We start from the raw sequence: 13,210 nt of genomic DNA, 5'->3' as shown, positions 1-13,210 counted from the left end.
GCCCGCTAGCGGGAAGTTCGAAACTGTGTCCGGTACCGCTGTGGGCTGGTGCCGACCAGGTCTCGGAAGCGTTCGCGGAACGTGGTGACGGCATTGAATCCGACTTGTCCCGCAACACGTTCGATCGAGTGGTCGGTAGTCTCGAGCAGAAATTGCGCTTGGCGGAGCCGCGCGTGATGGAGCCACTGCAACGGCGTCGTGCCGATTTGTTCCTGGAAGCGGCGGTTGAGCGTGCGGGTGCTCATCGTTGCCCTGGCCGCGATTGTCGTGATGTCGAGTTGCTCCCCGAGATTCTCTTCCATCCAGTTCAGCAGTGGACGAAGGGTTGTCCCGCTGGGTACGGGAGGCTCGTGGACGATGAATTGTGCTTGCCCTCCGGCACGTTCGAGCGGCATCACGCTCAGACGTGCAGTGTCGGCGGCGACGGCAGACCCGTAGTCCTGACGCACCATGTACAGACAGAGGTCGAGTGCGGCCGCAGCGCCCGCCGAAGTCAGGATGTGCCCGTTGTCGACGTAGAGAACGGCGGCATCGACGTCGATGGCCGGGTGCCGACGCGCCAACTCCGAGGCGGCCGCCCAGTGCGTCGTCGCGCGAAGTCCGTCGAGTAAGCCGGTGTCGGCGAGCGTGAATGCGCCGACGCACAGTGATGCGATGCGTGTGCCGCGATCTGCGGCTGATCTGAGGGCGTCGATGATCTCGGCGTCGACCGGCACGTCGAGATCGGCGGTGCCGGGGACGATGATCGTGCTGGCCTGGGCGAGACGTGACAGTCCGTGCGGTACTCGCATCGTGAACGTTCCGGTCTCCACCTCCTCGGTGAGCGCGCACACCACAGTCCGGTACGCCGGTGTGCCAGAGGGAAGCCGGCATCGTCCGAAGACTTCGAGGGGTGCCGCCAGGTCCATCGGTACCACTCCGGGCAACGCGAGAACTGCAACGTCATGCATGTCTGAAACGTAGCGTACATAGCACTGAAAGTGATGGCCCTGCGTTCCGAAAGAGCCTCTCAACTGGGATTTTAACGCGTACTTGAGATTGGCTGAAAACCGTCGAAGGTTGGCTTTCAGCCGTCGCCGTGGAGGCGAACTTGCTCCTACTGTCGTGGGGACAGCGACGTGCGCAGGAGTGCGTCGCGCAAAATCGGAGGTTGCAGTGCACGCGCAAATCGTGTTGTTCGACGGATTCGATCCCATGGATGTCGTGGGTCCGTACGAGGTGCTTTACGCCGGGGGTCTCGCCAGCGGTGGGGCGTTGAGCGTCGAACTCGTCAGCGCGGAAGGGCCTCGGACCGTCGTGAGCGGGAGTGGTGAACTCGCGATGACCGCCACTGCAACCCTCGATGTCGAACACGCGGATCTGATCATCGTTCCTGGAGCTTCGGGTCTCTTCGAACCCAATGCCGACGAGCCGGGTGCCAGTTTGCCGGAAAGGCTCTCCGCCACAACGGAAACCGAGCTGCCGGTCATGATGCGCCGCGCACTCGACGATCCTGAGGTTCTCGTTGCGACAGTCTGCGGAGGATCGCTGGCGCTGGCGATGGCGGGGCTTCTCGACGGGCGCCGAGCCGTGACGCACCATCTTGCCGTGGACGCGCTGGCAGCCGGCGGTGCGATTCCGATCCAGGCGCGAATCGTCGACGACGGTGACCTGATCACTGCCGGCGGTGTGACATCCGGTCTCGACCTGGGCCTCTACCTGTTGGAACGATGCCTCGGACCCCGCATAAGTCTCGAGGTCGAAGCGCTCTTCGACTACGAGCGTCGTGGAACGGTGTGGTCGGCGAAGGGCGCGGAGCCTGTGGTCTCCTTCGCCCCGGACGCCGCGTGAGAGTGCTTTCGCGTACCGAAACGCGAGAAGTCTCATGACCGGAATCCTGCTGTCGCTCCACGTGATTGCGGCCATTCTTGCCATCGGCCCCGTTGCGGTGGCGGCGAGTATGTTCCCGGTGGCGAGCCGCGCTGCGCTCGCCGATCCGGACAGCGCCAGTGTTGCCACGACGGGCATGCTGCATCGCATCGTTCGGGTGTACGCCACGATCGGCATTGTCGTTCCGATGCTCGGTGTCGCGACCGCCGTAAATCTCGGGGTGCTCGGCGACGTGTGGCTCATCACCTCGATCGCACTCACCGCCGTTGCCGCCGCAGTACTTACAGCGGTAGTGCTTCCCGCCCAGCGGCTGATTCTGGCGGCGATCGAAGGAGCTGGGTCCGGCGTGGACGTCGCAACGCGGCTCACCCGCCGACTGGGTGCCGCGACGGGAATCTTCAATCTGCTGTGGGTCGTCGTCGTTGTGCTGATGATCTTTCGGCCAGGATCGACAACCGGCGTGTGATCCGAGGCGATATTTCACGTGTCGGTGACAGCGCCGCTTGACCTTGACACAGTGACAAGGACTCCAATGGTCGACGAAGGAGGTGGTTGTCGTGAACACAACCAACCACGGTGGGCAGAATGCTCACCTCGTCGACGCATTGGCCGCAGCTGATCCCTCGGTTCGGCTGCGCGCCGCGCTAGCCGCCGGCACACGCCCGGACCCTGAGCTGACGGTTGCTCTGGTCGATCGGTGTGCCGTCGAGCCGGATTTCTTCGTCCGCGACATGCTGACCTGGGCGTTGTGCCGCCTGCCGGCCGAAATCACGGTACCGAAGCTGATCCGTGAGCTCGGGTCCGATGGTTCGCAAGCCCGCAGTCAGGCGCTCCACACCTTGTCCAAGATCGGCGATCCGATCGCTTGGCCCGCGGTCTCTGCGCTGGTTCACGACCAGGACGACGAGGTCGTGCGCAGTGCGTGGCGTGCGGCTGTGGCCCTCGTGCCGTCAGGAGACGAGGGCGCGCTCGCGGCCGAGCTGGCCACCGAACTCGGGCGGGGCGAACTCCAGATGCAGCTCAGTCTCAGCCGAGCTCTGACAGGACTCGGCGAGGCTGTACTACCTGTGCTCGACGTGGCCGGTGCAAGCCCGAATCCGCGTGTTCGGGCGCATGCTGATGCTACAAAGCAACTCTGGCACGACCCCGACGGTGGGTTCGCTCTCTCACACGAGTTGGCGAAGCGCGTCGCGGCAATCGGCCCGGACGCGTAGGAAGGGGAGACGGATGTTGATCGGCGAGGTGTCGCGGCGTTGTGGTGTCAGCACACGGATGCTGCGTCACTACGACACGTTGGGACTGGTGAAGCCGACGGGCCGCACCTCCGGCGGTTACCGCGAGTACTCCGCCGACGACATCCGTCGACTCTTCCACGTCGAGAGCCTGAGGACGTTGGGGCTTTCGCTGAACGAGGCCAAGCGTGCACTGGACGAACCTGACTTCGCCCCGGCCGATTTGGTGGGTGAACTCATGCAACACACTCGGCAACGGATCGCGGCGGAGGAAGAATTGCTGACCAAACTCGAAAGGGTCGACGCATCCGCCCCTTCGGAGTGGGATGACGTCCTGCGCATGGTCTCGCTGTTGCGTGCACTCGAATCCGAGTTCGCTGCCCACCGTCAGCAAGCGATCCTGTCGCAGGATGCGAATGCGGCATTGCCCGTCGACGCACTCGTCGAGGCCATCCTGTCGGAGAAGGATGCCAATGTGGCCGGCGCGTTGCAATGGGCGTTGGCGAGGACCGAAGGTGCGGGCCTTGCAGGTCTCGCGAAGGGGCTCGAATCGGAGGACGTCGAGGTGCGGCGCCGCGCGATGTCCGCCATCTCCGGGATCCACACCGAGGAAGCAACGCGGTCTCGGATGATTGCTCTCGATGATTCGGACGCGATAGTCCGCGCCGACGCTGCTCTCACCCTCGGAACTCGCGGAGAGGCCGTCTCGATGCCCGTTCTCCTCGAGATGGTCGCCGACGGGCGACGCGACGTCGAGGCCGGCGAGGTATTGGGCCTTCTGGCGGAGCGCTCACCTGCAAGCGGCGAAGTCGTCGCGGCAGTGCAGGACAGGCTCGACAACACCGACGACGCCCCGACGCGGTTGCGGATCGCGCAGGCGCTCGCCGAGATTCCCGGCGCGGCAGCACGGGAAGCGCTCGCCCGGCTCACCCACGACGACGACAAAACGATCGCGTCGACGGCAGCCGCGATCCTCGAGATGCGGGACCGTGGACCACGCCCACGCGAACGACCGCGTATCGGGAGCTGAAATCGGAGAACCAGGGCACGTCTGAAAACTGCGAGCCCAGGCGGTCAACGCCGCAACGATCTTGCTGCGGCGTTGCCTCTCAACGCTGCATAGAGCAGGACGACGAGCACTGATGTAAACACGACCGTTGAAGCGACAGCCGAGCCCACAGATCCGAAACCTGTCACGACACCGATCGCGACCTGCAGGCACAGTCCCGCTACGGCTGTCCACACCGTCCGCCGTAGAAGCGGCCGCGCAATCTGATGGGCCAATTGCCACGCCTCGGGGCTCGAGATCGTTGCCTTCGTTCGTATGCCGACAACGGGATTCGGTTCATCACCGACCAGTCGCGGCATGAGCCCAGCAGCGAAGGCGAGGATAAGCGTCGACGACGACAGTGAGGCCGTCAGACCCAGTAAGTCAGGCGATCCCACCCGTCCAGCCCCCTGTCGGCAGATTTTGAACACAGCGGACATTCCAGTCTGGGTGCCGCTGGGACACATCCGACTGTATGCGAACGAATGTATGTACTGCTGATCAGGTGACGCACTTTCAGGCTTTGTCGGATGAGCAGTGGACTCGATCTCGGACTAGTTTTCAGACAAGCCCTAGTGCGGATCACCTAGGCAGAAAAGACCGGCCGGATCAGCCAACACGTGCCGGATGATCCGCCCGAATCAAGTCGAGGTGAACCGTATTCCTTTGGCTGCGAGCCTGATCGATCTCAGGCAAAGCCTCGAAGCTGCTGCGCACCCGCTGCGCGGTGATCAACGGATATGGTTTCTCACGTGGTGGATCAACGGCGAATGAGTTTGCGACGCAGGTACCTGAGCCTCGGTCTTGGCGAACTGGCCGCCGCGGGAGTGTTTGCCGCCGTGGCTGTCAGCGTCGTGATGCCTCGGCTCGAAGGTCCGAAAGACTCCGCGGCGCTGTGGTCGGCGCTGGCCCCATTGCTCGTGGTTCTCGTGCAAGCGGGTGTCTATTGGCTGCTTGCCCGAGGCTGGGTCGAGCAGGCGCCGATGCCGGCCCGCCTCGCGGCGCTCTACCGTGTGTTTCGGGTTCTCGACATTGTCGTCTTGGCGGTCGGTCTCCTCGGCGTGCTCATTTGGCTACCAGATCATTTCGTCACTGCGGCGGCCATCATGGTGGTGTGGGCTTTCGGCGTCGTCGAATACGTCAATTACTTCGTGGCCCGTCTCGCTTATCCGCTGCGGCGGTGGCCGTTCGAGGTCGGCAAGTGGCGGACACCTCAACTTGTGCGCGACCTGCATTCGGCGCGGTGATACCGGCAGTAAAGCCAGCCTTTGCCGCAACGGCAAAATTTGATGCGGGATCGGCGTGAGTTCGGAAGGATCGGTACTGCCTATCCAGGAATGAAGCCTCTTCGTCGTTCTTCACCGAGGAAGGAGATCCACCATGGCAACGTCGCGTCGGAGCCGCCGTGATGTCCCACCGCCCCGGACAGGGATTAGCGAGACCGATACGCTGCGCGCGTTTCACGATTACCTGCGTGATTCGATCGCTGCCAAGGTTGAAGGTGCTCCGGAACCTCAGGTGCGCACCACAATTGTTCGGTCGGGAACAACCTTGCTCGGGCTGGTCAATCATTTGACCTTTGTCGAACGATCGATGTTTCTCGCCGAAAACGTGACGGATTGGAAAGCGACGTTTCAGCGAAGAGACCGGGCGCCATGCCGGGGCACGCTGACATCCTCCGCGAACTGATCGACGGTTCGACCGGTCGGTGACATCGCAACATCGATCACAACAGTGGCTCGAAGTCGTCCGTCTCGCCGACAGCTTCCGCGCTTCATCGAGGCGAATGTCCACTACTGAAATCGGGGCCCACAGGTATCGGGTCGGTCGCTCCGTCGGGAGTTGTTACTTCCCAGTGCAGTTCGGATGCAGTCGGGGGAACGAGCGCGCCGATCCACTCGGCGACGACACCGACGATAACTTTCTCGAGTTCTGTGCGTGACCACTCTCGCGGACGAGTGGGAACCGGTGGCTCCCAGCCTTCCTCACCCCAGATCACGCTGAAAAGCTCCCGCTCGTCGCCGATTTGCTGATTCAAACTGAACGCATCCGGATCGTCGAATCGCGCCCAGACGCCGAAAGTGCCCTCGCCGTCCTGGTCCACGGAGACGTCGATGACAATGCCTTCGGTATGTGCTGTCGCCGCGGCGCGCATCGCCGCCAGCCGGCTTTCGACTACCGACGATGCGGTGTCGAGGACAGACCTCAGCGCGTCACGGTACTCGGCAGGTTCCATCGGCACAGGATATAGAATTTCAGGCAATCGACTTCGAAGTCAGTGCCCCCGACATGGCAGCCCATTGAAGAAGAATGACCGTCTTACCGTCGACGATCTCTCCGCCGGCGACCATGTCGAGTGCCGTGTCGAACGGCAACTCCAGGACTTCGATGTCCTCGCCTTCGTCTGGCACCCCGCCGCCGCTGCCGGTTCTGTCCGCCGGACTGTATCGAGCGGCGTAGAAATGCACTCTCTCGGTGACGGATCCGGGGCTCATGTACAGATCGAACAGATGCTGCACCTCACCGATCGCGACGCCAAGCTCCTCGCTCGTCTCTCGCCGAATGGCTACTTCCGGCGTGTCGTCGTCGAGCAAACCGGCTGCGGTCTCGATCAACATTCCGTCGGGGTGTGCGTTGACGTAAGCGGGAAAGCGGAATTGCTTCGTCAGCAGGACGGTGCGCCGTTCGGGGTCGTACAGCAAGATCGTCGCGCCGTTCCCGCGGTCGTAGGTTTCACGTTGCTGCGTCTCGAGAGTCCCGTCCCGTCGCCGGTACGTGAAGGTGCTGCGACGCAACACATGCCAACCGTCTGAGGTGACCTCGACTCGTTCGACCTCGACATTCGGATTACCGTGCAGCCCGAAGCCTGTTCGGTCGAGGCCGGTGCGACCCCGGCTGTCCGGAATGTCGACGCCGGCGCAACCCGCCGTTGCAGTTGGGTGTATCAGCCGGCTGTCAGATTCGGTCATGTCATCCACCGTAGCGAAGATCGGCACCTCGCCGTTATTGGGCAACAACAGTTTCAGAGGTTGAGCGGCGTCGCGGCGGAACCTCTCAGCCCAACTGAGAAATCCCGCCCCCGTCCGGAGACGGGAGCGGGACTCGGGTATCAGCGAACTCGGCAGCGCGTCAGACAGCTTCCTTGCTCGCCTGCGCTGCAAGGGTGAGCGCGATGTCGACGATCATGTCCTCCTGGCCACCCACCAGACGGCGGCGTCCGGCTTCGAGCAGCAGTGTGCGAACGTCGATTCCGTAGCGCTCCGACGCAGCCTCCGCGTGGCGCAGGAAGCTCGAGTACACGCCTGCGTAGCCCAGTGTGAGGGTCTCTCGATCGACGCGGACCGGCCGGTCCTGCAGCGGGCGGACGATGTCGTCGGCAGCATCCTGCAGTGCGAACAGGTCGCAGCCGTGCTCCCACTCCTCGATGTTCGCAACGGCGATGAACGCTTCGAGGGGGCAGTTGCCGGCTCCGGCACCGTGTCCGGCCAAGGAAGCGTCGACGCGCGTGACGCCGTTCTGCACGGCCACAACAGAATTGGCGACCGAGAGTGAAAGGTTCTCGTGGGCGTGGATACCGATTTCGGTGCCTTCATCGAGAATATCGCGGTATGCGCGAACACGATCCGCGACGTCGTTCATCACCAGGCGCCCACCCGAGTCGGTGACGTAGACGCAGTGCGCGCCATACGATTCCATCAGCTTGGCCTGCTTCGCCAACTCCTCGGCCGGTGCCATGTGGCTCATCATCAGGAAGCCTGAGACATCCATGCCGATCTCGCGGGCGGTCTCGATGTGCTGCGCGGAGACGTCGGCCTCGGTGCAGTGGGTGGCAACGCGAACGGAACGTACACCCAGGTCGTAGGCATGCTTGAGTTCACTGATCGTGCCGACACCGGGCAGTAGCAGCGTGGTGAGGCGAGCGTGCTCGAGTACCTCGGCTGCTGCTTCGATCCATTCCCAGTCGGTGTTGGAGCCGGGACCGTAGTTGAGCGAGCCACCAGCGAGGCCGTCGCCGTGCGCAACTTCGATCGCGTCGACGCCGGCAGCGTCGAGAGCTGTGACGATCCGCTTGACGTCGGTCGGCGAGATGCGGTGGCGAACAGCGTGCATGCCGTCGCGAAGGGTGACGTCCTGGACGAAGATCTTGCGGTTGCTCACTTGGTTGCTTCCTTCTGCTGGGCGATGCGCTCCGCGATCTGCATTCCGGCGGACGTCATGATGTCGAGATTGCCGGCGTACGCGGGCAGGTAGTGCGCAGCACCCTCGACCTCGAGGAATACCGACACCTGGTGGGTAGGACGATTGCCGTCGACGAGCAACGTCTCGACCGGCTGGTCGGCCGGGATCTCGGTGATCTGGACTTCCTGCTTGAGGCGGTAGCCCGGGACGTATGCCGAGACGTCGCCGACCATCTTCTCGATCGACTGACGGATCTCGTCGTGAACAGCCGGATCCGGCGCGTCGACGAGGCAGAAGACCGTATCGCGCATGATGAGCGGCGGCTCAGCGGGGTTGAGGATGATGATGGCCTTGCCGCGACGAGCGCCGCCGACTGCCACGATCGCCTCGGACGTGGTTTCGGTGAACTCGTCGATGTTGGCGCGCGTTCCGGGACCGGCCGACTTGGAGGCGATGGACGCGACGATCTCCGCGTACGCCACCGGAACCACCCGAGAAACAGCGGCAACCATCGGGATGGTGGCCTGACCGCCACACGTCACCATGTTGACGTTGGGTGCGTCCAAGTGCTCGTCCGCGTTGACGGCCGGTACGACGTACGGTCCGATCGCGGCAGGCGTCAGGTCGATCATGCGCTTGCCGAGGGGAGCCAGCCGCGCGTTGTTGGCCACGTGAGCCTTTGCCGAGGTGGCGTCGAAGACGATCTCGATCTCGTCGAAGTTCGGCAGACCGACCAGGCCTTCGACGCCTTCTGCCGTGATCGGCACGTTCAGACGCGCCGCGCGAGCGAGGCCGTCCGACGCGGGGTCGATACCGACCATCGCGCCCATCTCCAGGTAGTCGGAGTTACGCAGCACCTTGATCATCAGATCCGTGCCGATGTTGCCCGATCCGATGATCGCGACCTTGACCTTGCTCATGCGTTGTCCTCTTCGCTGGAAAAACTGGTGGTGACGGAACCGAGCCCGGAGACGGTCACGGTGACTTCGTTGCCTGCGGTGACCGGCGCCATGGGGCCGAGTGCGCCGGACAGGATCACCTGGCCTGCGGTCAGCGGCTGCCCCAACTCGCGCGCCGTGCGGGCGAGCCAGACGACGGCTTCGATCGGATCGCCCAGGCAGGCGGTTCCGACGCCGGTGGAGACCTCGGTGCCGTCGACGGACATCGACATGACGACGCCCGCGGGTTCCACCTCGTCGAGGGTGCGGCGTTCGGTTCCGAGGACGTAGACGCCCGAGGACGCATTGTCGGCGACCGTGTCACCGAACTTGATGTCCCACGACTCGATGCGGCTGTCGCAGATCTCGATCGCCGCGACGGCGTAGTCGATCGCGCCGCGGACCTGGGCGCTGTCCAGTGGCCCGTCCACAAGGTCGGCGCCGAGCACGAAGGCCACTTCCGCTTCGACCTTGGGCTGGATCAAACGGCTCATGGGGATGACGCCGCCGGCCGGGAACTCCATGTCGGCGTACAGCACGCCGAGGTCGGGCTGGTCGACGCCGAGCTGCTGCTGGACTGCCACCGAGGTCAGGCCGATCTTGCGGCCTACGACCACGGCCCCGCCCTGCCGACGGATTTCGTCGACGCGACGCTGGACGGCGTAGGCGGCGACGAGGTCGTCGGCGCCGATCAGATCGCGCACTGGCGCGCAGGGAGTACCGCTCGCGATGGCGGCTGCGAGGCGGTCCGCAGCAGCTGCGATGTCGGTCTCGCTAGCTGTACTGGTATTCGTGGGCTGGCTCATGGCCACTACTTTCGCCGCGGCGCCGAGATTGCGCCAGGGAACTGTCTCACTCAGCGATACGCTGGGGAGGTGACTGGCAGCGCAAACCTCGACACCGTGCTCGGCAAGGCGGTGACGATCCTGCGCGCCTTCCGGGCCGACGACCACGTGTTGCCTCTGGCTGCCCTGGTCCAGCGGACGGGCCTGCACAAGGCAACCGTGCACCGCCTGGCCAACGAACTGGTTGCGAACCGATTACTCGACCGACTCGACGGTGGCTACCGACTCAGCGGTGGTCTCTTCGAACTCGGCATGCTCGCCTCTCTCGAACGGAGCCTTCTGGAGATGGCGATGCCGTTCCTCCAGGACTTGTACGAGCGGACCCACGAGACAGTCCACCTGGGGGTCCGTGACGGCCACGACGTCGTCTACGTCGCGAAGATCGGCGGCCATCGACAAGCCAACTCCCCTTCTCGGACCGGCGGCCGGATACCGCTGTATTGCACCGCAATCGGAAAGGCGCTCCTCGCTTTCTCCGACAACGAATTTCGCCGCGAAGTGTTGTCGGAACCGATGACGCGCCGAACCCCGCACACGATTGTCGCGCCCGGCATTCTCAACACCCAACTGAACAGAGTGGTCGAGACCGGCATTGCGTTCGAGCGCGAGGAATCGGCGCCGGGTCTTGCGTGTGTTGCGGCACCGGTATTCGGAACCAATGACAAACCCGTCGCGGCCATCAGTGTCACCGGTCCCACCAGTCGCTTCGTCCCCGAGAGCCAGGTGTCCTACGTGCGCGCTGCTGCCGAAGGCCTACACAGCACGATCGCTCGTCGCGAACGATTGCGGTGACCTCGCCGTCCCGACCTCGACGAGTCCGGTCAAGGCCTGCGGCAACGGACCCTCGTGCAAGACGCCCAGACGTTGGGTGGCGCGGGTGAGGGCGACATAGAGCTCCGACGCACCGCGGGGGCCGTCGGCAATGATCCGCTCCGGTTCCACGACAAGCACGGCATCGAACTCCAAACCCTTCGTTTCCGAAACCGGCACAGCGCCTGGCACATCCGCAGGTCCGATGACGATGCTCGTACCTTCGCGTCCGTCCTCGTCCTGATTGAATTCGTCGACGGCGGACGCCAGTTCGTCGGCGGAGATTCGCTTGGACCACGGTTGGACCCCGCAGGCGCGAACGGACTCGGGTGGTTGGACTCCCGGCGCGAACTCGGCGAGCAAGGCGGCGGCGACACTCATGATCTCGGCTGGAGTGCGGTAGTTCACCGACAGTGATCGGTAGATCCAGCGACCGGGGACATACGGCTCCATCATCGTCGCCCACGAGCGGGCACCTGCGGGTGAACGTCGTTGCGCGAGATCGCCTACCACCGTGAATGACCGGTCCGGGCAACGGCGCATCAGGACCCGCCAGTCCATCTCGGACAGTTCTTGTGCCTCGTCGACGACGATATGCCGGTACGTCCAGTCTCTGTCTGCAGCAGCGCGTTCGGCGAGTTCCCGGGTGTCACGTTCGACGAAACGGTCTGCCAGGTCCTCGGCGTACAGCATGTCCTGGGCGAGAAGATGGTCTTCGTCGTCCATCAGGTCTTCGCGACTGATCATCATGTCCAGCACACCCGCCGCATACGCGGCCTCGTCCTGGCGTTCGCGTTCGGCGCTCTGATCCACAGGCTTGTCCCGGCCGAGCATGTCCACCAATTCGTCGAGAAGCGGAACGTCGGACACGGTCCAGGCTTCGCCATCTCGGCGCAACAATGTCTCGTCCGCACCTGCTGCCCGTAGGCGTTCCGGAGAATTAAACAGCTGTGTCAGTAGCTCTTTCGGTGTCAGGATCGGCCAGAGTGCGTCGAGCGCTGCGGCAAACGCGTCATTCTCCGCCAACTCTGCGGTCAGATCTGCGCGCACTTGCTCCCACGCTTCACGGTCACTGCGGGTCAACCATCCCTTTCCGATGCGCGCTATCGCCCGTTCGGTCAGTGCCCAGGTGAGGATTTCGGTGAACACCGTGCGAGCGTCGTTGTGGGGGAGCTTGCTGGCGCGGGCTTCTTCTCGGGCCCACTCCGCGGTTTCGGCGTCGATCCGCACTGTGACGTCCGCCAGTTCGATCGACAGCGGGCTCTCGGGCAGTCGCTGCTGATCGGCGATCGCCGCGCTGAGCACATCCAGGATCTTCAGTGAACCCTTGAGTTCAGCGGCGCCCGGGATGTCCTCGGCGGTGACGCGTAGGCCGGGGACAAGATCACCGGTGGTCATGAAGACCACGTCGGACTCACCCAGTGAGGGCAGTACGCGGCCGATGTGGTTCAAGAACGCCGGGTTGGGCCCGACCACAAGAACTCCGTGACGTTCCATACGTTCTCGCTGCGTGTAGAGAAGGTAGGCGACGCGGTGCAAGGCGACGACGGTCTTCCCGGTGCCCGGGCCACCTTCGATCACCAACACTCCAGGGTGCTCGAGACGGACGATGTCGTCCTGCTCGGCCTGGATCGTGGCCACGATGTCCCGCATGCCCTCACCTCGCGGTGCGTTGACCGCCGCGAGCAGGGCGGAGTCCCCGCGGGCGTCGCGTTCACCACCCTCGGGGCGCCCGAGTACCTCGTCGGTGAAATCGACCACGCGTCGACTCCGTGTGTGGAACTGACGGCGTCGACGCATGTTCTCCGGGTTCGCAGCGGTGGCGACGTAGAACGGGCGAGATGCCGGCGCCCGCCAATCGAGCAGAACCGGTTCGTAGTCGTTGTCCGCGTCCAGAAGGCCGATACGCCCGATGTACGAAGTCTCACCCGACAGTGAGTCCAACCGGCCGAAACACAGTCCGTTGTCGGCTACATCCAGCCTTTTCACCTCTTTGGCAAGCGCGCGTACCTCTGCATCGCGTTCCATGAGTGCTTGGCCGTCTCCGCGCAGAGCGGTGCTGTACCGACCCTTGACTCGGGCCCGTTCGGCGTCGAGTCGCGCGTAGAGCCCCTCCACATAGTTCCGCTCGGATTGCAGTTCGTCTTCGTATCCCTGAGTTGGCACATGCCCTCACTTCCGCTGGCTCTTCCGATCCCGTAGTCGGCCGTACGGGATCGGAAGAGCCATTCTGCGGCACTATCCGGGCCTTGCCGCAAGCCCCCCGGTGGGCTATATATTGATAGTGGA

General features: G+C 63.9%; 15 protein-coding genes. 7 read left to right on the top strand and 8 right to left on the bottom strand.

The genetic code is table 11. The features are described 5' to 3' along the window. Positions 1 to 5: 5 nt before the first annotated feature. A complete protein-coding gene (locus ACFT1A_RS19820; RefSeq protein ID WP_378448380.1) occupies positions 6 to 950 on the bottom strand; it encodes a GlxA family transcriptional regulator in 945 nt (314 codons plus the stop codon). Positions 951 to 1,155: 205 nt separating this feature from the next. Here ACFT1A_RS19820 and ACFT1A_RS19815 point away from each other — a divergent pair, with 205 nt between their 5' ends. The 4 genes from ACFT1A_RS19815 (at position 1,156) to ACFT1A_RS19800 (ending at position 4,131) form a co-directional block, all read left to right on the top strand. Continuing rightward, entirely contained in the window at positions 1,156 to 1,830 is a 675-nt protein-coding gene (locus ACFT1A_RS19815; RefSeq protein ID WP_378448379.1) for a DJ-1/PfpI family protein, read from the top strand. Positions 1,831 to 1,864: 34 nt separating this feature from the next. Continuing rightward, positions 1,865 to 2,335: a DUF2269 family protein gene (locus ACFT1A_RS19810; protein ID WP_378448378.1), complete on the top strand. Its 471-nt coding sequence runs from the start codon at positions 1,865 to 1,867 to the stop codon at positions 2,333 to 2,335. Between the two features lie 82 nt (positions 2,336 to 2,417). Further along, positions 2,418 to 3,083 (top strand): HEAT repeat domain-containing protein, encoded by a 666-nt coding sequence (locus ACFT1A_RS19805; RefSeq protein ID WP_378448377.1) that lies wholly within the window; start codon positions 2,418 to 2,420, stop codon positions 3,081 to 3,083. Between the two features lie 13 nt (positions 3,084 to 3,096). Continuing rightward, positions 3,097 to 4,131 carry a MerR family transcriptional regulator gene (locus ACFT1A_RS19800; protein ID WP_378448376.1) on the top strand — a complete coding sequence of 345 codons (1,035 nt, stop codon included), beginning with the start codon at positions 3,097 to 3,099 and terminating at the stop codon, positions 4,129 to 4,131. Positions 4,132 to 4,175: 44 nt separating this feature from the next. Here the strand turns inward: ACFT1A_RS19800 and ACFT1A_RS19795 are convergent, their stop codons facing one another. Next, positions 4,176 to 4,547 (bottom strand): SdpI family protein, encoded by a 372-nt coding sequence (locus ACFT1A_RS19795; RefSeq protein ID WP_378448375.1) that lies wholly within the window; start codon positions 4,545 to 4,547, stop codon positions 4,176 to 4,178. A 372-nt stretch (positions 4,548 to 4,919) separates the two neighbouring features. Here ACFT1A_RS19795 and ACFT1A_RS19790 point away from each other — a divergent pair, with 372 nt between their 5' ends. Continuing rightward, positions 4,920 to 5,396, top strand: coding sequence for a hypothetical protein (locus tag ACFT1A_RS19790; RefSeq protein ID WP_378448374.1), 477 nt, complete (start codon positions 4,920 to 4,922; stop codon positions 5,394 to 5,396). Between the two features lie 133 nt (positions 5,397 to 5,529). Beyond that, on the top strand, positions 5,530 to 5,838 hold the full coding sequence (locus ACFT1A_RS19785; protein WP_378448373.1) for a DUF664 domain-containing protein: 309 nt from the start codon (positions 5,530 to 5,532) through the stop codon (positions 5,836 to 5,838). Positions 5,839 to 5,923: 85 nt separating this feature from the next. Here ACFT1A_RS19785 and ACFT1A_RS19780 read toward each other — a convergent pair whose 3' ends face one another. The 5 genes from ACFT1A_RS19780 to ACFT1A_RS19760 form a co-directional block, all read right to left on the bottom strand. Next, entirely contained in the window at positions 5,924 to 6,385 is a 462-nt protein-coding gene (locus ACFT1A_RS19780) for a DUF6389 family protein (RefSeq protein WP_378448372.1), read from the bottom strand. A gap of 19 nt (positions 6,386 to 6,404) precedes the next feature. After that, a complete protein-coding gene (locus tag ACFT1A_RS19775) occupies positions 6,405 to 7,118 on the bottom strand; it encodes an NUDIX domain-containing protein (protein WP_378448371.1) in 714 nt (237 codons plus the stop codon). A 160-nt stretch (positions 7,119 to 7,278) separates the two neighbouring features. Next, the gene (dmpG, locus tag ACFT1A_RS19770) at positions 7,279 to 8,307 is read right to left on the bottom strand and encodes a 4-hydroxy-2-oxovalerate aldolase (RefSeq protein ID WP_030537431.1); all 1,029 of its coding nucleotides are present in this window, start codon (positions 8,305 to 8,307) and stop codon (positions 7,279 to 7,281) included. Continuing rightward, positions 8,304 to 9,248, bottom strand: a complete 945-nt coding sequence (locus tag ACFT1A_RS19765) for an acetaldehyde dehydrogenase (acetylating) (RefSeq protein WP_003943168.1) — start codon at positions 9,246 to 9,248, stop codon at positions 8,304 to 8,306. The genes dmpG and ACFT1A_RS19765 overlap by 4 nt, the downstream gene beginning before the upstream one ends. After that, positions 9,245 to 10,072, bottom strand: coding sequence for a 2-keto-4-pentenoate hydratase (locus tag ACFT1A_RS19760; protein ID WP_378448370.1), 828 nt, complete (start codon positions 10,070 to 10,072; stop codon positions 9,245 to 9,247). The genes ACFT1A_RS19765 and ACFT1A_RS19760 overlap by 4 nt, the downstream gene beginning before the upstream one ends. Positions 10,073 to 10,141: 69 nt before the next feature. Between ACFT1A_RS19760 and ACFT1A_RS19755 the strand changes: the two genes are divergently transcribed. Next, positions 10,142 to 10,903 (top strand): IclR family transcriptional regulator, encoded by a 762-nt coding sequence (locus ACFT1A_RS19755; protein ID WP_378448369.1) that lies wholly within the window; start codon positions 10,142 to 10,144, stop codon positions 10,901 to 10,903. Here the strand turns inward: ACFT1A_RS19755 and helR are convergent. After that, positions 10,865 to 13,087, bottom strand: coding sequence for an RNA polymerase recycling motor ATPase HelR (gene helR, locus ACFT1A_RS19750; RefSeq protein WP_378448368.1), 2,223 nt, complete (start codon positions 13,085 to 13,087; stop codon positions 10,865 to 10,867). The genes ACFT1A_RS19755 and helR overlap by 39 nt on opposite strands. Positions 13,088 to 13,210: the final 123 nt, after the last annotated feature.

Origin of the sequence: Rhodococcus sp. NPDC057135, assembly GCF_042670865.1 — a bacterium.
GTDB lineage: Bacteria > Actinomycetota > Actinomycetes > Mycobacteriales > Mycobacteriaceae > Rhodococcus_F.
The sequence above is the reverse complement of the archived record's forward strand: the minus strand, read 5'-3'. Positions and strand labels throughout refer to the sequence as shown.

Bases quoted from the DNA above. Each gene is read 5' to 3' on its own strand.
- ACFT1A_RS19760 (WP_378448370.1), bottom strand. From the start codon at position 10,072: ATGAGCCAGCCCACGAATACCAGTACAGCTAGCGAGACCGACATCGCA.
- ACFT1A_RS19765 (WP_003943168.1), bottom strand. From the start codon at position 9,248: ATGAGCAAGGTCAAGGTCGCGATCATCGGATCGGGCAACATCGGCACG.
- ACFT1A_RS19790 (WP_378448374.1), top strand. From the start codon at position 4,920: ATGAGTTTGCGACGCAGGTACCTGAGCCTCGGTCTTGGCGAACTGGCC.
- ACFT1A_RS19820 (WP_378448380.1), bottom strand. From the start codon at position 950: ATGCATGACGTTGCAGTTCTCGCGTTGCCCGGAGTGGTACCGATGGAC.
- ACFT1A_RS19775 (WP_378448371.1), bottom strand. From the start codon at position 7,118: ATGACCGAATCTGACAGCCGGCTGATACACCCAACTGCAACGGCGGGT.
- ACFT1A_RS19780 (WP_378448372.1), bottom strand. From the start codon at position 6,385: ATGGAACCTGCCGAGTACCGTGACGCGCTGAGGTCTGTCCTCGACACC.
- ACFT1A_RS19785 (WP_378448373.1), top strand. From the start codon at position 5,530: ATGGCAACGTCGCGTCGGAGCCGCCGTGATGTCCCACCGCCCCGGACA.
- ACFT1A_RS19810 (WP_378448378.1), top strand. From the start codon at position 1,865: ATGACCGGAATCCTGCTGTCGCTCCACGTGATTGCGGCCATTCTTGCC.
- ACFT1A_RS19800 (WP_378448376.1), top strand. From the start codon at position 3,097: ATGTTGATCGGCGAGGTGTCGCGGCGTTGTGGTGTCAGCACACGGATG.